17 protein-coding genes and 1 tRNA gene are annotated in these 18996 nt (G+C 67.5%); 3 read left to right on the forward strand and 15 right to left on the reverse strand.

Translation table 11 applies throughout. The features are described 5' to 3' along the window. Positions 1-3: 3 nt before the first annotated feature. The 5 genes from JCM7685_RS08540 to JCM7685_RS08560 all read right to left on the reverse strand — a co-directional run bounded on the left by JCM7685_RS08540 (position 4) and on the right by JCM7685_RS08560 (position 4523). Positions 4-1962: a heme lyase CcmF/NrfE family subunit gene (locus tag JCM7685_RS08540; RefSeq protein ID WP_074968972.1), complete on the reverse strand. Its 1959-nt coding sequence runs from the start codon at positions 1960-1962 to the stop codon at positions 4-6. Positions 1963-2049: 87 nt separating this feature from the next. Beyond that, positions 2050-2556, reverse strand: coding sequence for a holin family protein (locus JCM7685_RS08545; protein WP_074968970.1), 507 nt, complete (start codon positions 2554-2556; stop codon positions 2050-2052). Next, entirely contained in the window at positions 2547-3158 is a 612-nt protein-coding gene (locus tag JCM7685_RS08550) for a holin-associated N-acetylmuramidase (RefSeq protein WP_074968968.1), read from the reverse strand. The genes JCM7685_RS08545 and JCM7685_RS08550 overlap by 10 nt, the downstream gene beginning before the upstream one ends. Positions 3159-3248: 90 nt before the next feature. Next, positions 3249-3692: a cytochrome c maturation protein CcmE gene (gene ccmE, locus JCM7685_RS08555; protein ID WP_074968966.1), complete on the reverse strand. Its 444-nt coding sequence runs from the start codon at positions 3690-3692 to the stop codon at positions 3249-3251. A gap of 18 nt (positions 3693-3710) precedes the next feature. Further along, a complete protein-coding gene (locus JCM7685_RS08560) occupies positions 3711-4523 on the reverse strand; it encodes a glutamate racemase (RefSeq protein WP_074968964.1) in 813 nt (270 codons plus the stop codon). A gap of 368 nt (positions 4524-4891) precedes the next feature. Between JCM7685_RS08560 and JCM7685_RS08565 the strand changes: the two genes are divergently transcribed. After that, on the forward strand, positions 4892-5815 hold the full coding sequence (locus tag JCM7685_RS08565) for a LysR family transcriptional regulator (RefSeq protein WP_074968962.1): 924 nt from the start codon (positions 4892-4894) through the stop codon (positions 5813-5815). A 333-nt stretch (positions 5816-6148) separates the two neighbouring features. Further along, a complete protein-coding gene (gene purL, locus JCM7685_RS08570; protein ID WP_074968960.1) occupies positions 6149-8320 on the forward strand; it encodes a phosphoribosylformylglycinamidine synthase subunit PurL in 2172 nt (723 codons plus the stop codon). A gap of 341 nt (positions 8321-8661) precedes the next feature. On the opposite strand, the gene JCM7685_RS08575 is transcribed toward purL, so the two are convergent. The 10 genes from JCM7685_RS08575 to coaBC all read right to left on the reverse strand — a co-directional run bounded on the left by JCM7685_RS08575 (position 8662) and on the right by coaBC (position 17347). Continuing rightward, a tRNA-Arg gene (locus tag JCM7685_RS08575) sits at positions 8662-8738 on the reverse strand. 47 nt (positions 8739-8785) lie between these two features. Further along, a complete protein-coding gene (locus JCM7685_RS08580; protein WP_074968958.1) occupies positions 8786-9997 on the reverse strand; it encodes a cysteine desulfurase in 1212 nt (403 codons plus the stop codon). Beyond that, entirely contained in the window at positions 9994-10581 is a 588-nt protein-coding gene (locus JCM7685_RS08585) for a Yip1 family protein (RefSeq protein WP_074968956.1), read from the reverse strand. The genes JCM7685_RS08580 and JCM7685_RS08585 overlap by 4 nt, the downstream gene beginning before the upstream one ends. Next, a complete protein-coding gene (locus tag JCM7685_RS08590) occupies positions 10578-11066 on the reverse strand; it encodes a hypothetical protein (RefSeq protein ID WP_074968954.1) in 489 nt (162 codons plus the stop codon). The genes JCM7685_RS08585 and JCM7685_RS08590 overlap by 4 nt, the downstream gene beginning before the upstream one ends. After that, the gene (locus JCM7685_RS08595) at positions 11063-12409 is read right to left on the reverse strand and encodes a SufB/SufD family protein (protein WP_083412813.1); all 1347 of its coding nucleotides are present in this window, start codon (positions 12407-12409) and stop codon (positions 11063-11065) included. Before JCM7685_RS08595 ends, JCM7685_RS08590 begins: the two co-directional genes overlap by 4 nt. A 1-nt stretch (position 12410) precedes the next feature. Continuing rightward, positions 12411-13166, reverse strand: coding sequence for a Fe-S cluster assembly ATPase SufC (gene sufC, locus JCM7685_RS08600; RefSeq protein ID WP_074968952.1), 756 nt, complete (start codon positions 13164-13166; stop codon positions 12411-12413). 9 nt (positions 13167-13175) lie between these two features. Further along, on the reverse strand, positions 13176-13487 hold the full coding sequence (locus tag JCM7685_RS08605) for a heavy metal-binding domain-containing protein (RefSeq protein WP_074968950.1): 312 nt from the start codon (positions 13485-13487) through the stop codon (positions 13176-13178). Continuing rightward, positions 13484-15010 carry a Fe-S cluster assembly protein SufB gene (gene sufB / locus JCM7685_RS08610; protein WP_074968948.1) on the reverse strand — a complete coding sequence of 509 codons (1527 nt, stop codon included), beginning with the start codon at positions 15008-15010 and terminating at the stop codon, positions 13484-13486. Before sufB ends, JCM7685_RS08605 begins: the two co-directional genes overlap by 4 nt. A gap of 1 nt (position 15011) precedes the next feature. Beyond that, complete coding sequence (locus tag JCM7685_RS08615; protein ID WP_074968946.1) at positions 15012-16079, reverse strand: cysteine desulfurase family protein; 1068 nt, start codon at positions 16077-16079, stop codon at positions 15012-15014. Continuing rightward, positions 16076-17347, reverse strand: a complete 1272-nt coding sequence (gene coaBC / locus JCM7685_RS08620; RefSeq protein WP_074968944.1) for a bifunctional phosphopantothenoylcysteine decarboxylase/phosphopantothenate--cysteine ligase CoaBC — start codon at positions 17345-17347, stop codon at positions 16076-16078. The genes JCM7685_RS08615 and coaBC overlap by 4 nt, the downstream gene beginning before the upstream one ends. 132 nt (positions 17348-17479) lie before the next feature. On the opposite strand from coaBC, the gene JCM7685_RS08625 reads away from it, so the two are divergent. Next, positions 17480-18994: a YifB family Mg chelatase-like AAA ATPase gene (locus JCM7685_RS08625; protein WP_074968942.1), complete on the forward strand. Its 1515-nt coding sequence runs from the start codon at positions 17480-17482 to the stop codon at positions 18992-18994. Positions 18995-18996: the final 2 nt, after the last annotated feature.

The raw sequence follows: 18996 nt of genomic DNA on the forward strand, positions 1-18996 counted from the left end.
GGACTACTCCGCCGGCTGCGGCACGATGCCGCGGCGGGCCCCAGCGGCAACGCGATAGCGCCGGTCCGACAGGCTGACGAAACCGCCGAGCGCCATCAGCCCGCAGCCCAGCCAGATCCAGTTGGCGAAGGGTTTGACATAGCTGCGCACCGCCCAGCCGCCGCCCTGCTGCGGATCGCCGATCACTAGGTAGAGGTCGCGGAACAGCCCGTTCTGGATCGCCGCCTCGGTCGTGGGCATCGCCTGCACCGGATAGACCCGCTTTTCGGGATGCAGCAGCGCCACCTGCCGGCCGTCTTTCGCGACGCGCATGGTGGCGACGGTGGCCTCGTAATTGGGGCCGGGCTGCTGCTCGACCTTTTCCAAGGTGATCTCGTAGCCGGCGACGGTGAAGGATTGGCCGATCCGGGCGACGCGGATGTCCTCGACCTGCCAGGCCATCAGCAGGCTGATGCCGATGAAGGTGACGCCCAGGCCGCCATGGGCCAGCGCCTTGCCCCAATCCGCGCGCGGCAGCCGCGCCAGTCGCGACAGCCCAGAATTGCCGGTGCGCAGCCACAGATCGACCGCCGCACCGCCAAGCAGCCAGGCGCCCAGGCCGGCGCCGATCACTGCCAGCGCCGAATGGCCGGTCGAGACGGCATAGACCAGCGCCGCAACCGCCGCCGCGAAGGCCAGCGCGCCGCGCAGGGGCATCAGTGCCCGCTTCAGCTTGCCGCGTTTCCAGGGCAGGATCGCGCCCAGGGGCAGGACGATGGCCAGCACCACCATGAACGGAGTGAAGGCCTTTTCAAAGAAGGGCGCGCCGACCGACAGCTTCTTGTCCCAGGCCATCTCGGCGACCAAGGGCCAGACCGTGCCGATGAAGACCACGAAGGCCGAGACCGCCAGCAGGATGTTGTTGAGCACCAGCGCGCCTTCGCGCGACACCGGGGCGAATACGCCCTTGGCCTGCATCGACGGGGCCCGGAAGGCATAGAGCGTCAGCGCGCCGCCGACAAAGACAGCCAGGATCGCCAGGATGAACACCCCGCGCTCGGGGTCGCTGGCAAAGCTGTGGACGGATGTGATCACGCCCGAGCGCACGATGAAGGTGCCGATCAGCGAAAAGCCGAAGGCCAGGATCGCCAGCAGGATGGTCCAGCTTTTCAGCACTTCGCGCTTTTCGACGACGATGGCGGAATGCAGCAGCGCGGCCGCGATCAGCCAGGGCATGAAGCTGGCGTTCTCGACCGGGTCCCAGAACCAGAAGCCGCCCCAGCCGAGCTCGTAATAGGCCCACCAGGACCCCAGCGCGATGCCGATGGTCAGGAACACCCAGGCGGCCAGCGTCCAGGGCCGCACCCAGCGCGCCCAGGCGGCATCGACCCTTCCCTCGATCAGGGCGGCGACGGCAAAGCTGAAGGCCATCGAAAGCCCGACATAGCCCAGGTAGAGGAACGGCGGATGGAAGGCCAGGCCGGGATCCTGCAGCAGCGGGTTCAGGTCGCGGCCGTCGAAAGGCGGGCTCGCCAGGCGCGTGAACGGGTTCGAGGTGAACAGGATGAAGCCCAGGAAGGCCGCGCCGATCGCGGCCTGCACCGACAGCACCCGGGCCCGCAGCCGCGGCGGCAGGTTGGCGTCGAAGCTGGCCGCAGCCGCGCCGAACAGCGACAGGATCAGCACCCACAGCAGCATCGAGCCCTCGTGATTGCCCCAGACGCCGCTGATCTTGTAGAGCATGGGCTTGGCGGTATGGGAATTTTCATAGACCAGCAGGACCGAGAAATCCGAGGTCACGAAGGCCACCGTCAGCGCCGCGAAGGCGATGCCGATCAGCCCGAATTGCGCCAGGGCGGCGGGCCGCGCGCTGTCGATCCAGCCGCTCCAGCCCTTGGCGGCGCCGATCTGCGGCACGATCATCTGGAAGATCGCCACGGCGAAGGCAAGGATCAGGGCGAAATGGCCGATTTCGGCGATCATGGGCTTCCTCCGGGTGGCTGACCGCAGAATAGCCGCGGCGCGGGCGGCAAGCCAGCCCCCCGCGCCTGTCAGATTGTCACAGAAGCGCTAATGCTCGGCCTGGGCGCTGGCCCAGTCGCGCAGGGCGGCGTTGTCCTCGAAGCCGTCGCCCTCCAGCGCGGCCAGCGTCGCCGCCGCCGCATTGGCCCGGATCACCGGCCGGGTGCGGAAGTAATGCGCCTCGCGCGCGCCGAAATAGAAGCTGATGATCGCGCCCAGAAGCCACCACAGCGGTTCCGGCACCAGATTCAGGTTCTGCATCCGCAGCCCGAAACCCACCGGCTCGGCCATGGCATAGACGAACAGGCCCACCGTGCCCATGGTCAGCATCGGGCGCGGCAGGCGGTTCAGCCCGTTCATCAGCCCGTCGAACCAGCCGCGCGGCTGGGCCGCGAACTCGCCCGAAAGCTGGGTGATGGCGCGGGCATAGGCTTCCTCGTCCAGCTCCATGCGGCGGGTCGCGTTCTCGCGGAAAACCTCGGCCATGCCGGTCGCGGCATTCGCGACCGTGGTGACGGCGGTGCCGGCGCCCAAGAAACGGTCCATCACCCCCATTTCGCCACCCGCGCCCGATGTTCCGCCGCCGTCAGGTGATACTTGGCCGAGATGAATTCCTCGGCCCGGGTGATCCAGCCGCCCTTGCCGCCCGCCTTGGTGCGGGCGTATTTGCGGCTGGCCGGGCGGGCGTCGCCCAACGCGTAATAGTAGTTGCGCCGCGCGATGCCATAGGCGTCGGCGAAATAGCCCGGCGCCGCCATGTCGGCCTGGGCCGCGGCGCGGATCGTCCCCGGCCCGACCAGCCCGTCGTCCGTCGCCGGAAAGCCCATCCGAGTCACCAGCCGCTGCAGGATCTTGACCGCATTGGTGCCGGCATTGACATACATGTCGAAGACCGAGGCCTGCACCGAGCCCGGCAGTTCCGCCAGCCGCGGCCGGCGGAAGTAATGCTCGACATAGATGCGCGACGCATCCGCCCGAGTCAGCGCCTTGACGTCGGCCACGTCCACCCTGCCGTCGCCGGTCTTGTCGATCCCCAGCCGTTGCAGCGTGGCCAGCGTGACGCCGTAATTGGTCGCCCCGCCCGGGTCGTCGGGGTCGTTGACGTAACCCCCTTCACGCGCGACGATTTCCGCCGCGATCTGTTCCACTGTCTTCATTCCAGCCCCCACACATGAAGCGGGCCAAGGCTGGGGTTTCGCGGTTAACCTTTCGTTAACCGGGCGCGCGTTGCGCCGGCGGCGCGGCCGTCAGCTGTTCGGGTCCTCGTAGACGCCCTGCTCCTTGAGCGAGTCGATGACCTCGCGCGGCATGTAGTTCTCATCGTGCTTGGCAAGGATTTCGCTGGCGACGAAGGTCTCGCCCTCCATCCTGCCGGTGCCGATCATGCCCTGCCCCTCGGCGAAAAGGTCGGGCAGCACGCCGGTGAAGCGCACGGGGATGGAGGCGCCGCCATCGGTGACGCGGAAGCTGACGGTCTCGCCGGCGCCGCGCAGCAAAGAGCCGTCCTCGACCAGCCCCCCCAGGCGAAAGACCTCGCCGGCAGCGGGCGGGTTCTCGGCCATCTGGCTGGGCGAGCGATAGAGGTTGATGCCGTCGCGAAAGCCGTAACCGATCAGCCCGACCGCCAGGATCAGCGCGATGGCCGCGGCGGCAAGGATCTGGATTCTACGCTTTTTCTTCAGCGATTTCATGGATGTGGCTTTCGATTCTCAGGCGCTTTCAAACCTGATCGCATGGCGAAGGAACTGCGTGGCCTTTCCCGAGACGCGCACCGGATCGCCGGTGGTCAGGAAGCGCGACTGCGTGCCCGGCCCCCGCATCCGGGGGTGGCGATCAAGATAGTCCTCAAGGCTTTCGGCCACCAGGTCGGGCTGGGAATAGACCCGGACATTCGGTCCCAACGCGTTCTGGAACGCCGCCTGCACCAGCGGATAATGGGTGCAGCCCAGGATCGCGGCCTCGGGGTGCGGCATCCGGCGCAGCAGCGCCTCGACATGGCTGGCGACCAGCGCCTCGGCCAGGATCTCGTCGCCCATCTCGATGGCGTCCACGACGCCGCCGCAGGGCTGGGCCTCGACATCGACGCCGATGGCGCGGAAGGCCAGTTCGCGCTGGAAGGCCCGGCTGGCGACGGTGGCCGGGGTGGCGAACAGCGCCACATGCTTGACCTCGACCTCGCGCGGCGGCGAATTGTCGCCCCAGCGGCGCTCGGTCAGCGCCTCGATCATCGGCACGAAGACACCCAGCACCCGCTTGTCCGCCGGCAGCCATTTTTCCTGCATGCGCTTCAGCGCCGCGGCCGAGGCGGTGTTGCAGGCCAGGAGCACCAGATCGCAGCCCTCGTCCCACAGCCGCTCGACGCCGGCGCAGGTCAGGTTGAAGATGTCGTCGGCGTCGCGCACGCCGTAAGGGGCGTGTCTGTTGTCGCCCAGATAGACCAGCGGCAGGTCCGGCATGCGCGCGGCGACGGCGCCCAGCACGGTCAGCCCGCCCAAGCCCGAATCGAAAACGCCCACCGCCATGACTAGCCTCCTGCTCGCGACGCGCCTTGTTTAGGACGCGCGGCGCGGGATTGCCATGATTTATGTCATGCCCCGAACCGCGTGGACGGGACGCGGGCCGGGGCTTGCGGTGGAATGTCGCATCCGCTGTCGAAGCCGGGGGTTCCGCTCAAGACAAAGTGACCTTTGGCGCTGCGAATCAGTCGCGATCAGAGGATTTCTGCGCGTGTCCTGACCCTTGTCCGGCGGGCTGATCGCGGGGTGGGTAGTTTCGGTCAACAAGGCTGCCGGATAAACGGTTTTGTTGACCTTTTGCAGGGTTGTTCGCCTAACCTTCTGTGATAAGGGTTGCACGGATTGCATGGCTGATGCCGCAAGAAAGCACTGTTATGGATTGGGATAAGTTAAGAATATTTCACGCCGTTGCCGACGCGGGGAGTTTGACCCACGCGGGCGACGTTTTGCATCTGTCGCAATCGGCCGTCAGCCGCCAGATCCGCGCGCTGGAGGATTCCCTGGCGACCACGCTGTTTCACCGCCACGCCCGCGGGTTGATCCTGACCGAGCAGGGCGAACTGCTGTTCGAGGCCACCTCCTCGATGGTGCGCAAGCTCGACACCACCGCCGCCCGCATCCGCGACAGCGAGGAAAACGTCTTCGGCGAACTCAAGGTGACCACCACCACCGGCTTCGGCACCATGTGGCTGGTGCCGCGCCTGGCCAAGCTCTATGAGCGGTACCCCGACCTGAAGATCGACCTGATGCTCGAGGAACGGGTGCTGGACCTGCCTATGCGCGAGGCCGACGTGGCCATCCGCATGAAAGAGCCGAACCAGCAGGATCTGATCCGGCGCCGGCTGCTGAACATCCGCATGCGGCTTTACGCCACCCGGGAATATCTGGCCAAGGCCGGCGTGCCGCAGACCATGGAGGATCTGGTCCCGCACCGGCTGATCTGCCAGAACCCGCAGACGCCGCAGGTCAGCTCGGGCGCGGTGCTGTCGCAGATGCTGCTGGCGCTGAACATGACCTCGACGCTGATGGTGAACAATTACTTCGGCGTGCTGCAGGGCGTGCTGAACCATGTCGGCATCGGCGTGCTGCCGGATTACCTGTCGACCTCGGACTTCCCGAACCTGGTCCGGGTGCTGCCCTCGATCGAATCCGGCGAGGTCCCCGTCTTCCTGGCCTTCCCGGAAGAGCTGCGCACCTCGCGCCGGGTCACCGCCTTCCGCGATTTCGTGCTGGAGGAAATTCAGGCGATCCGCAAGCAGCAGAGCGATGAAGAGGGCGCGCATCCGTCTGACAAATGAGCATTTTGCAGGCGCAGAAAAATCGTGCTGCCCGAGATATTCGCAAAACGCATATCGGCCATGCCCGGCAAAAGCGATTTGCTCTCTTGAACGCTTCGCAGACTGCACATATTTCCGATCTCGAAGGCGGTGATACGAGGAAACTCTCATCACCTTCAACCTCCCTGTTGGACTTGAGCCGGGCTTCGTGCCCGGCTTTTTTTTGCCTTGAACCCGGGCTTGCGCTGCGCCGCAGCTAAAATGCCGGGTAGCATGGACCCTTGCTTGCGGCCTCTTTCCTAAAGCCCCGGCGACGCTTAAAAGGCCGGGGAAACCGGGGGAAAGGGCGCCAGCATGACCGAACCGCAGATCACCGAGGACCTGATCGCCTCGCACGGCCTCAAGCCGGACGAATACCAGCGCATCCTGGGGATCATCGGGCGCGAGCCGACATTCACCGAACTCGGCATCTTCTCGGCCATGTGGAACGAGCATTGCTCATACAAATCCTCGAAGAAATGGCTGCGCACCCTGCCGACCTCGGGTCCGCAAGTGATCTGCGGTCCGGGCGAGAACGCGGGCGTGGTGGACATCGGCGACGGCCAGGCCGTGGTCTTCAAGATGGAAAGCCACAACCACCCCAGCTATATCGAGCCGCACCAAGGTGCTGCCACCGGCGTCGGCGGCATCCTGCGCGACGTCTTCACCATGGGCGCCCGCCCCATCGCCGCCATGGACGCGCTGAGCTTCGGTCGCCCCGAGCATCCCAAGACCGCGCATCTGGTCAAGGGCGTGGTCGAGGGCATCGGCGCCTATGGCAATGCCTTCGGCGTGCCGAATGTGGGCGGCGAGGTGCGGTTCCATGCCTCTTATGACGGCAACTGCCTGGTGAACGCCTTTGCGGCGGGCCTCGCCGATACCGACAAGATCTTCTATTCCGCCGCCTCGGGCGTCGGCATGCCGGTGGTCTATCTGGGCGCCAAGACCGGACGCGACGGCGTCGGCGGCGCCACCATGGCCTCGGCCGAGTTCGACGACACCATCGAGGAAAAGCGCCCCACCGTGCAGGTCGGCGACCCCTTTACCGAGAAATGCCTGCTGGAAGCCTGCCTGGAGCTGATGCGGACCGACAGCGTGATCTCGATCCAGGACATGGGCGCCGCCGGCCTGACCTGCTCGGCGGTCGAGATGGGCGACAAGGGCGGGCTCGGCATCAAGCTGATGCTGGACCACGTGCCCCAGCGCGAAACCGCCATGACCGCCTATGAGATGATGCTGTCGGAATCGCAGGAACGCATGCTGATGGTGCTGAAGCCCGAAAAAGAGGCCGAGGCCCGGGCGATTTTCGAGAAATGGGACCTCGACTTCGCCATCGTCGGCGAGACCATCGCCGAGGACCGCTTCCTGATCGTGCACGGCAACGAGGTCAAGGCCGACCTGCCGCTGTCGAAACTGTCCTCCAGCGCCCCGGAATACGACCGCCCCTGGGTGGAAACGCCCGCGGCGGGCGCGATGCCCGCCCTGCCGGCGATCACCCCCATCGCGGCGCTCAAGGCGCTGATCGGCAGCCCCAACCATGCGCACAAGGCCTGGGTCTGGGAACAATACGACACCCAGGTCGGCGCCGACACCGTGCGCCGCCCCGGCCTGGGCGCCGGCGTGGTCCGCGTGCACGGCACCCGCAAGGCGCTGGCCTTCACCAGCGACGTGACCCCGCGCTATGTCAAGGCGAACCCCTATGAGGGCGGCAAACAGGCCGTGGCCGAGGCCTATCGCAACCTCTCGGCCTGCGGCGCCCTGCCCCTGGCCACGACCGACAACCTGAATTTCGGCAACCCGGAAAAACCCGAGATCATGGGCCAGCTGGTCGGCGCCATCAAGGGCATCGGCGAGGCTTGCGCGGCGCTGGACTTCCCCATCGTCTCGGGCAACGTCTCGCTTTACAACGAGACCGATGGCAAGGGCATCCTGCCGACCCCGACCATCGGCGGGGTCGGGCTGATCGCCGATCTGGACGACCTGATCGCCGGCCTGCCCGTCGACGGCGACGTGGCGCTGGTCCTGGGCGAAACGGCGGGCCATCTCGGCCAGTCGGCGCTGGCGGCCGAAGCCTTCGGCATCGAAGCCGGCGACGCCCCGCCGGTCGATCTGGCGGCCGAGCGCAAGCATGGCGAATTCATCCGCGCCCACGGCAAGCTGCTTAGCGCCGCGACCGACCTGTCGGACGGCGGGCTGGCGCTGGCGGCGTTTGAACTGGCCGAGGCCGCGGGCCTTGGCGTGACCCTGGACAGTGCCGCCATCGATCAGCTGTTCGGCGAGGACCAGGCTCGCTACCTGGTCGCTTGCAGCGCCGAGAATGCCGCAAAGCTGGCCGAGGCCGCTCAGGCAGCCGGCGTGCCGCTGACCCGCGTCGGCAGCTTCGGCGGCGCCCTGGTGTCGCTGGGCAGCGACAACGCCCCGCTGGCCGAATTGTCGCAGATGTACCGAGGCGCCTTCGAGAAGGCCCTGGACCTGGAACTGGCCTGAGCCTTTCAGTGCTGATCGACCCGGCCGCCGCCCCGCGGAGGCCGGATTTTTCATGCGTCGATCGCGGCCGGGAACAAGAATTCGCGCCGATGACGCTGCGTCATAGGTAATCCCACCCATTCCGCTTGGCCGGTGCCGTTCCCAGATGAACCAGCGGAGACGGGTCGAGGATCAGTCACCCAGCGGCCGCGGAATATTCCTCCCCAAGACGCCGCGGCCAGATCAAGCCCCGCTCCTGCCCTGAGCGGGGCTTGTTGCCTTGCATCGCGCATCGAAGATCGGGAAACCGCACAGCGGGTTTCCAAACCAAAGACAGCAATTATGGTATCTTATAGGAAAAATGGCGGTCCCAACACGATTCGAACGTGTGGCCTCTACCTTCGGAGGGTAGCGCTCTATCCAGCTGAGCTATGGGACCGCGAGCCCGTGTTGATTAGCCGCAAACGCGCGGCTCTGCAATGGGGTTCAGGCGAAAAGCTCGCGGCAGAAGGACAGCCCGTCGATCAGGGCATCGACCTCGGCCTTGGTGTTGTACATGGCAAAGCTCGCCCGCGCCGTCGCCGAGACGCCGAAGAAATCCAGCAGCGGCATGGCGCAATGCGTCCCGGCCCGCACGGCGATGCCGCGCTTGTCGAGGATGGTCGAGATGTCATGCGCATGCGCGCCCTGCATGGTCATGGAAAAGATCGCACCCTTCTCGGCCGCATCGCCCTGCACCGACAGCCAGTTCAGGCTGCGCAGCCGGTCGCGGGCATAGTCGCGCAACGACCGCTCATGCGCGGCGATGTTCTCCATGCCCAGGTCCATCATGTATTCCAGCGCCGCGCCCAAACCGATCTGGTTGGCGATGCCGGGGGTGCCGGCCTCGAAGCGCAGCGGCGGGTCGGCATAGTCGACCGCGTCCCGGGTCACTGTGCGGATCATGTCGCCGCCGCCCATGAAGGGACGCATCTCGGCCTGGCGCTCGCCACGGATCCAGATCGCGCCCGAGCCCGAGGGGCCATAGAGCTTGTGCCCGGTGATGCAGTAGAAATCGACGCCAAGCGCGGACAGGTCCACCGGCATATGCACCGCGGCCTGGCTGCCGTCGGCCAGCACCGGCACCGATGTGCCGCGCGCGATGGCGCCGACATCGACCACGGTACCGGTCACGTTCGACATATGGGTGACGGCGATCAGCCGGGTGCGCGGCCCGACCGCCGCCAGCACCTTCTCGGGCGGCAGGCTGCCGTCCGGCTCGGGCTCGACCCATTTCAACTGCACCCCCTGGCGTTCGCGCAGGAAGTGCCAGGGCACGATATTGGCATGGTGTTCCAGCACCGACAGCACGATCTCGTCGCCGGCCTGAAGCCGCGGCGCGGCCCAGCCGTAGGAGACCAGGTTGAGGCCCTCGGTCGCGCCCGAGGTGAAGATCACCTCGTCCTCGCGCGGGGCGTTCAGGAAGCGGGCGATGATGCCGCGGACGCGCTCGTAATTCTCGGTCGCGAGGTTCGAGAGATAATGCAGCCCGCGATGGACATTGGCATATTCCGCCTCATAGGCGCGGGTGATCGCGTCGATCACCTGGCGCGGCTTCTGCGCGCTGGCGCCATTGTCCAGATAGACCAGCGGCCGGCCGTTGACCTGGGTGGACAGGATCGGGAAATCGGCCCGGACCTTGTCGATGTCGAAGCTCATGGTGTCACCTCGGGGACGATGCCCAGTGCCGCCGCCAGCAGCGACAGCACGAAGCCCAATACGAACAGGCTGCCGACGAATCCCAGCACCACCTTGCCGGTGCTGGAAAACCCGTGCAGCGCCTTGGTCATGGCCACGGCAAGATAAAGAAACAGGCCGAAGGCCAGCACGGAGAGCATGGCGGCCGTGGCCGGGAACAGCAGCATCATCAGCACCTGCACCGCCTGCAGCCCGACCAGCAGAAGCTCGACCCAGGCCACGATCAGCAGCGCGTCGGCGAAATCGCCCTGGCCGCCGAACCAGCGCCCGACCTGCGCCATCATCAGCGCCGACACCGCCATGGCGGCGAATTGTACCCCGGCCAGCACCGCCGGAGAGGACAGCACCGCCGAGACCGGGCTTTCCACCTCGATCGGGAACAGCGCCAGCGACAGCATCGCCAGCAGCGTCGAAAGCGTGACCGCCAGCAGCAGCGCCATCCAGCGCGCGGACATCGGCAGGTCCAGACCGCGCAGCACCCGCAGCGCCGCCGCCGGCTCGCGTATGGTCAGCACCACCAGATCGCCAAGATCGCCAGAAGTCATCTCTTCCCCGCCAATGCGCGCAGTCCCGCGCCCCATATCACCAGAAAGCCCAGGCCCGCCAGCCCACGGGTCAGGGACAGTGCCGGGCCGGGGCCGACCAGCCCCGCGGTCATCCCGGCCAACAGCATGGCGGGGGCGACGGCAAGCAGCGCCCAGAACAGCGCCAGCCGCGAATCCTGCGGCGCGACAGGTCGGGGCGTCAGCCGCGACAGCGCCGAGACCAGCGCCGCCACCGCATAGGCCAGCAGCGGCAGCATGAACATCACCGCCAGCAGCGCGCCGCCCATCCGGGCCTGGAACGGCACCGAGGGGTCGATCTGCGCCGCACGCTGATGGACCGGCGCCTGCGCCACCAGAAAGATCAGCATCGCCGTCATCAGCACCACGATCAGCGCCCGGTCGGGCAGGCCGCGCAGCGACCCGACCACCCTGCCCGGTGCCCACCAGCTTTCCAGGATGCGCGGGACGATGCTGGCGCGGGTCATGCCTGGCCCTGGGTGCCCGCCCGCTGGGTCAGCCATTCCTCGAGCCGGCCGAGGATGTCGTCGCGCAACCGCTGGTCCTCGATCTCGTCCAGGGCATCGGCCAGGAAGGACAGCACCAGAAGCACGATGGCGCGTTCCTTGGGCACCCCACGCGAGCGCAGGTAGAACAGCGCCGTCTCGTCCAGCGCGCCGGTGGTCGAGCCATGCGAGCATTTCACGTCGTCGGCATAGATCTCCAGTTCCGGCTTGGCCAGGAACTGGCTGCCCTCGTCCAGCAGAAGGCCCTGGCTGATCTGGTAGCCGTCGGTCTTTTGCGCGCCGGGCTTGACCAGAATCTTGCCCTGGAAGATGCCCTCGGCGCCGTTCTTCAGCACCTTCTTGAACACCTGCCGGCTTTCGCAACGCTCGGCGTCATGGGTGATGAAGACAGTGTCGTCGTGGTGAAAGCGCCCCGTGCCGCCATCGCCCAGCACCGCGGCGGCGATATGGGCCACGGCATCGTCGCCGAGGATCTGGATCACGCCCTCGTTGCGCATCATCCGGCCGTTGACGGCCAGGGTGAAGGACTTGAACAGCGCCTCGGCACCGACGCGGGCAAAGACATGGCCGATGCCCAGCCGGGCGTCGTTGGCCCGTTTCGAGGCGACATGGTGCAGCCGGGCGCCCCGGCCCAGATCGGCCTCGATCACCACGTTGGAGCGCGCGCCGATCTCGCCGGTTTCCAGCAGCGTCAGTTCGGCGCCGTCCTCCAGCAGCAGGACGTGGTGCAGATGCACGTCCGCATCCGCCGCGGTCCGGCGATAGGTGACATGCACCGGCCGCGTGACCTTGCCGGTGACCCGGATCAGCAAACCGTCGCGGGCGGCCAGCGTGTTCAGCGCCGCGAAGGGACGGCGCACCGGGATCTGGCCCGCGGCTTCGAGCTGGCCATAGAGCCCGGCCGCCCAGTGGTCGGCCGCCGCATCCGCCTGGGCCAGGCTTTCGATGCTCAGGCCCTCGCCCGCAAGCGGATCCGAGGCAGCCGTGTCGAAACGCCCGTCGACAAAGACCAGGTTCAGCCGGTCGATCCCGGTGAACAGCGTGGTCGGGCCGGGCGCGATCTCCAGCGCCGGCGACTGCGCCGCGTTGAAGGGCGCGGGATCGGTGTAGCGCCAATATTCGTCGCGCGGGCCGGGCAGGCCCATGGCCTGCAACCGCTGCGCCGCATCCTCGCGCGCCGGGCGGGTGAAGCCGCCCCGGGGCAGGTCCAGCGCCGCCAGCCGCGCCGACAGCGCATTGCCGCCAGGACGGGTCTTGCCCTCGACCGCCGGCACTTGATCGGCAAGAACAGCCGTATCCGCCATGTCAGCCGACCTCCGCCAGCAGGTCGCCGTAGCCGTGCTGCTCGACCTCGAGCGCAAGCTCCGGCCCGCCGGACTTCACGATGCGGCCGTTGGCCATGATATGCACCACGTCCGGGCGGATATGGTCCAGCAGCCGCTGGTAATGGGTGATGACCAGGAAACTGCGCTCGGGCGAACGCAGCGCGTTCACGCCCTCCGACACCAGACGCATCGCGTCCACGTCGAGGCCCGAGTCGGTCTCGTCCAGGATGCACATGCGCGGTTCCAGCATGGCCATCTGCAGGATCTCGTTGCGCTTCTTCTCGCCGCCCGAGAAGCCGACGTTCACCGGGCGCTTCAGCATCTCGGAATCGATCTTCAGCGTCTTGGCCTTCTCGCGCACGATCTTCAGGAACTCGGCCGAGGACAGCTCCTCCTCGCCGCGCGCCTTGCGCTGCGCGTTCACGGCGGTGCGCAGGAAGGTCAGGTTGCCGACGCCGGGGATCTCGACCGGGTATTGGAAGGCCAGGAACAGGCCGGCGGCCGCACGCTCCTCGGGCTCCATGGCCAGCAGGTCCTCGCCGTCCAGCGCCGCCTCGCCCTCGGTCACCTCATAGCCGCCGCGGCCGGACAGCACATAGGACAGCGTCGATTTGCCCGAGCCGTTCGGCCCCATGATCGCATGGACCTCGCCCGCGGGGACGACCAGGTCGACCCCTTTCAGGATCTGTTTGTCCTCGTCCTCAAGCTTCACGTGCAGGTTCTTGATTTCCAGCATTTCGCTTCCTCATTCGGCGGTGACGGCGGTGCCCGAGGCCGACACCATCAGCATGTTGTTGATGACTTCATAATCCAGATCGACGCCGACCACGGCATTGCCACCCACGGCGGCGGCGCGGTCCTGCATCTCGGACAGGGCGGTTTCGCGGGCCGAGGCCATCGCGGATTCATAGGCCCCCGAGCGGCCGCCCACGATGTCGCGGATCCCCGCGAAGATATCGCGGAAGATATTGGCGCCGATGATGGTCTCGCCCGCCACCACGCCGTGATAGGCGGTGATGCGGCGGCCCTCGATGCCCGGGGTGGTGGTGACGATCATCCGACCGACCCTTCCAGCGAGATGGCGACGAGCGACTGCGCCTCCATGGCGAATTCCATCGGCAGCGCCTGCAGAACCTCGCGGCAGAAGCCGTTGACGACCAGCGCCACCGCCTCTTCCTCGTCCATGCCGCGCTGGCGGCAATAGAACAGCTGATCCTCGTCCACCTTGCTGGTCGTCGCCTCGTGCTCGACGCGGGACGAGCTGTTCTTGACCTCGATATAGGGCACGGTATGGGCGCCGCACTCGCCGCCGATCAGCAGGCTGTCGCATTGCGTATAGTTGCGGCTGTTGGTCGCGCGCGGGTGCATCGACACCAGCCCGCGATAGGTGTTCTGCGCTTTTCCGGCGGAAATCCCTTTGGAAACAATGCGCGAGCGGGTGTTCTTGCCAAGATGGATCATCTTGGTGCCGGTATCGGCCTGCTGCATGTTGTTGGCGATGGCGATGGAGTAGAACTCGCCCGAGGATTCCTCGCCGCGCAGGATGCAGGACGGATATTTCCAGGTGATCGCGCTGCCGGTCTCGACCTGGGTCCACATCACCTTGGCGCGGGCCTCGCGGCAGTCGGCGCGCTTGGTGACGAAGTTGTAGATGCCGCCCTTGCCTTCCTCGTCGCCGGGGAACCAGTTCTGGACGGTCGAATATTTCACCTCGGCATCCTCCAGGATGACGATCTCGACCACGGCCGCATGCAGCTGCGCGGTGTCGCGCTTGGGCGCGGTGCAGCCTTCCAGGTAGCTGACATAGGCGCCGCGGTCGCAGATGATCAGCGTGCGCTCGAACTGGCCGGTGTTCTCGGCATTGATGCGGAAATAGGTCGACAGCTCCATCGGGCATTTCACGCCCGGCGGCACATAGACGAAGGACCCGTCCGAAAAGACCGCCGAGTTCAGCGTGGCGAAGAAGTTGTCCGACTGCGGCACCACCGAGCCCAGATATTTCCGCACCAGCTCGGGATGTTCGCGGATCGCCTCGCTGATCGGGCAGAAGATCACGCCCGCCTTGGCCAGCTCGTCCTTGAAGGTGGTGCCGACCGAGACCGAGTCGAAGACCGCGTCCACGGCGACCTTGCGGCCCTCGGCCGGGGCATCCTCGGCGCCCTCGACGCCCGCCAGGATCATCTGCTCCTTCAGCGGGATGCCCAGCTTCTCATAGGTCGCCAGCAGCTTCGGGTCGACCTCGTCCAGGGACTTGGGCTTGACCTCCATGCTTTTCGGGCGGGCGTAGTAATACTGGTCCTGATAGTCGATCTCGGGATAGTGCAGCATCGCCCAGCGGGGCTCGGTCATGGTCTGCCAGCGGCGGAAGGCCGCCAGGCGCCATTCCAGCATCCATTCGGGCTCGTCGTTCTTGTTCGAGATCAGCCGGACGATGTCCTCGTTGATGCCCTTGGGGGCATAGTCCATCTCGATCTCGGTGTCCCAGCCGTATTTGTAGGACCCCATGCTCTGGACGGTCTCGACGGTCTCGCGGTCTACGCCCTCGCGGACTTCGATTGCCTCGTCGGTCTCAACAGACATCTCACACCCTTCCCGCGGTCTCCCGCTGCTCATTCCTTTGCCGCCAGCGGTCGTGCGCCGCCAGCCAGGCATCCGCGAAACGCGCAACATCCCGATCGTCCGTGGTCGGCCCGATCGAGACGCGGATCGCATCGCCCGCCCGTTCCGGCGCGATCCCCATGGCCGTCAGGACGGAACTGGGCCGGACCTTGCCCGAGGAACAGGCCGAGCCTGCCGAGACGGCAAATCCGGCGAGGTCCATCTGCATCACCTGCGTCTCTCCGCGCCATCCCGGCGTCAGGATTGACAATGTATTCGGCAGGCGGCGGGATTCGCGCCCCGGGAATGTAACCATTTCAGCCCCGGATTCCAGAGCGGCCATCAGGGAATCGCGAATTTGCGACACTTTTTCACCGATTCCTTGATCCAGATCATTCTGCGCCGCTTTCGCCGCGGCGGCAAAGCCCATGATGCCGATCAGGTTCTCGGTCCCGGCGCGGCGGCCCTGTTCCTGCCCGCCGCCCTTGATGCGCGCCTCGACCTCGGTGCCGCGCCGGACGACCAGCGCGCCGATGCCGCGCGGACCGCCCAGCTTGTGGGCCGAGACGAAGCCCGCCTGGATGCCCAGCCAGTTGAAGGAAAACGGAATCTTGCCGAAAGCCTGGGTCAGGTCGCTGGCGGCCAGCCCCTCGGGCAGATCCTGGATCACCCCGGTCTCGGCATTGGCGAGTTGCAAGGTCGTGCCGGCGGGATCGGGCACCGTAACGCGGCCCATGGAATCGCTCGTCAGTTCCGCCCGGCACCAGGCGGTCACGGCGGCATGTTCTACCGGCGAACAGGCCAGATCGCGCCCGCCGAGGATCAGCGCCGCGCTTTCCGTCGCACCCGAGGTGAAGATCACGTCGGCCCCCTCGGCCCCCAGCGCCGCCGCGACATCCTCGCGCGCGCGTTCCAGCGCCGATTTCGCCGCCCGGCCTTCGGCATGGACCGAGGACGGGTTGCCGACGATCTCCATCGCCTCCAGCATCGCCGCGCGCGCCTCGGGGCGCAGCGGCGCGGTGGCGTTCCAGTCCAGATAGATCCGGTTCATGTCCGATCCTCCGCCGGATTGTTGCGGGCGTTCAGCGCGTCGGCCAGCCGTGCGGCCAGGCGGCGCGCAACTTCCGCCTTGGAGAGCCGCGGCCAGCTTTCCGCCCCCTCGGCCGAAATCAGCGTCACCGCGTTCTCGGTCCCGCCCATGATCCCCGTCGCCGGGCTGACGTCATTGGCCAGGATCCAGTCGCAGCCTTTGCGGGCACGCTTGGCCGTCGCGTTTTCGAGCACATGATCGGTCTCGGCCGCAAAGCCCACCACCAGTCCGGGGCGCCCCTGCGGCAACCGGCTGATCCAGGCCAGGATGTCCGGATTCTCGGCGAATTGCAGGTCGGGAAGCGCGCCCGAGCCATCCTTCTTGATCTTGCCCTGCCTGGCATTGACCACATGCCAGTCGGCCACGGCGGCGGCCATCACGGCGGCATCGGCGGGCAGCGCATCCTCGACCGCTTCGCGCATCTCGCGCGCGGTCTCGACCGGGATCACCTCGACACCCTCGGGCGGCGGCACCTCGGCCGGGCCGGTGACGAAACTGACCCGCGCGCCCAGGTCGCGCAGCGCAGCGGCGATGGCGCTGCCCTGCGCCCCGCTGGAGCGGTTGGCGATATAGCGCACCGAATCGATCGGCTCGTGGGTCGGACCCGAGGTCACGATGACATGCCGCCCGGTCAGCACCCGCTGCGGCAGCGACACCACCGCCTCGGGCGGCAGCCGCAGCGGCCGGTCGCGCGCCACCGCGGCGCGGATCGCGGCCAGGATCGTCTCGGGCTCGGCCATGCGGCCGGGACCGTACTCGCCACAGGCCATGTCGCCCTCGTCCGGGCCGACGAAGCGGACGCCGTCGCTTTCCAGCAGGTCCATGTTGCGCTGCGTCGCCGGGTGCTGCCACATGCGCACGTTCATCGCCGGCGCCGCCAGCACCGGCTTGTCGGTCGCCAGCAGCAGGGTCGAGGCCAGGTCGCCCGCCAGCCCCGCCGCCATCCGGGCCAGCAGATCGGCCGTCGCCGGCGCCACCACCACCAGATCGGCGGCGCGCGACAGCTGGATATGGCCCATCTCGGATTCGCGGGTCAGGTCGAACAGCGCGGTATGGCACGGCGCCTCGGCCAGCGAGGACAGCGTCAACGGCGTGACGAACTCGGCCCCGGCAGCGGTCAGCACCGGCACCACCGACCCGCCCTCGCGCCGGATCATGCGGATCAGCTCGGGGATCTTGAAGGCGGCGATTCCCCCGCCGACGATCAGCAATATGCGGCTGCCCTGCATGGTCGCTTCCTCTGCCGTGACGCTTGGCAAGGACATAGGCCGAAGCGGGGCGCGGAACAAGCGAGCCGCGCCGGTTAACCAATCTTTAAGCTTCGGCAGGGTAACAAAGGCGGGGTGACGTGGGGAAAGCAGATGGTGGCGATTGCCTATACCGTGGCCTTCGACGGGGTCGAGGCGCGGCTGGTCGAGGTGCAATGCTCGGTCTCGCCGGGGCTGCCGGGGTTCGCCATCGTCGGCCTGCCCGACAAATCGGTCAGCGAGGCGCGGGAACGGGTCAAGGCGGCCTTCGGCGCGCTGTCCATAGCCATGCCCTCGCGCCGTGTGACCGTGAACCTGTCGCCCGCCGACCTGCCCAAGGAGGGTTCGCATTTCGACCTGCCCATCGCGCTGGCCGTGCTGGGCGCGCTGGACGTGGTGCCGGCCGATGCGCTGGAACGGGTGGTTTCGCTGGGCGAGCTTGCGCTGGACGGGCGGTTGTCGCCCGTCACCGGCGCCCTGCCCGCCGCCATGGCCGCGGCCGAGGACGGGCGCGCGCTGATCGTGCCGCGGGCCTGCGGGGCCGAGGCCGCCTGGGTCGCGGCGGTCCCGGTGCTGGCGCCGCGCAACCTGCGCGAGGCGGTAGACCACCTGACCGACCGCGCACCCCTGGCGCGCGCCGCGCCGGGCGAACCGGCACTCGCGCCGCAGCACGCCGATCTCTCCGAGGTCATCGGCCAGGAACGCGCCCGCCGCGCCGTTGAGATCGCCGCCGCCGGCCGTCACCACCTGTTGATGGTCGGGGCGCCCGGCGCCAGTAAGTCGATGCTGGCCACCCGCCTGCCCGGCATACTGCCGCCGCTGACGCCGCAAGAGGCGCTGGAAACATCGGTGATCCATTCCGTCGCCGGCCAGTTGGCGGAGGGCGGCATTTCGCGCAACGCGCCTTTCCAGCAGCCGCATCACACCGCATCGATGGCGGCGATGGTCGGCGGCGGGCGTGGCGCCCGGCCGGGCCAGGCCAGCCTCGCCCATAACGGTGTGCTCTTCCTCGACGAACTGCCCGAATTCGAGCGCCGCGTCGTCGACGCCCTTCGCGAACCGCTGGAAACCGGCGAGATCCACGTCTCGCGCGCCAATGCCCATATCCGCTATCCCGCCCGCTTCCTGCTGGTCGCAGCGGCGTATCCCTGCCGCTGCGGCGAGATCGCCGATCCTGGCCAGGCCTGCGCCAAGGCGCCGCGTTGCGGGTCGGACTACCTGGGCCGGATCTCGGGACCGATGATGGATCGCTTCGACCTGCGCTTCGAGGTGCCGCAGGTCGCGATCGAAGACCTGGCGCTGCCGGCCACGGGCGAAAGCTCGGCCATCGTGGCCGCGCGCGTCGCGGCGGCGCGCGCAATCCAGAACGGCCGCTTCGCCGATCATCCGACGGCGCGGGTCAATGCCGACGCCTCGGGCCGGTTGCTGGAAGAGATCGCGCCGCTCGACGGCGAATGTCGCGCACTGCTGTCGCTGGCGGCCGAAAGGCTGGGCCTGACGCCGCGCGGCTATCACCGCATCCTGCGCAGCGCCCGGACCATCGCCGACCTCGATGAGTCCGCGGCGATCCGGCAACCGCACCTGGCAGAGGCGCTCTCCTACAGGTTGCCCTTCGGCCGCGCGGACTGATC

Source organism: Paracoccus aminovorans (genome assembly GCF_900005615.1).
GTDB lineage: Bacteria > Pseudomonadota > Alphaproteobacteria > Rhodobacterales > Rhodobacteraceae > Paracoccus > Paracoccus aminovorans.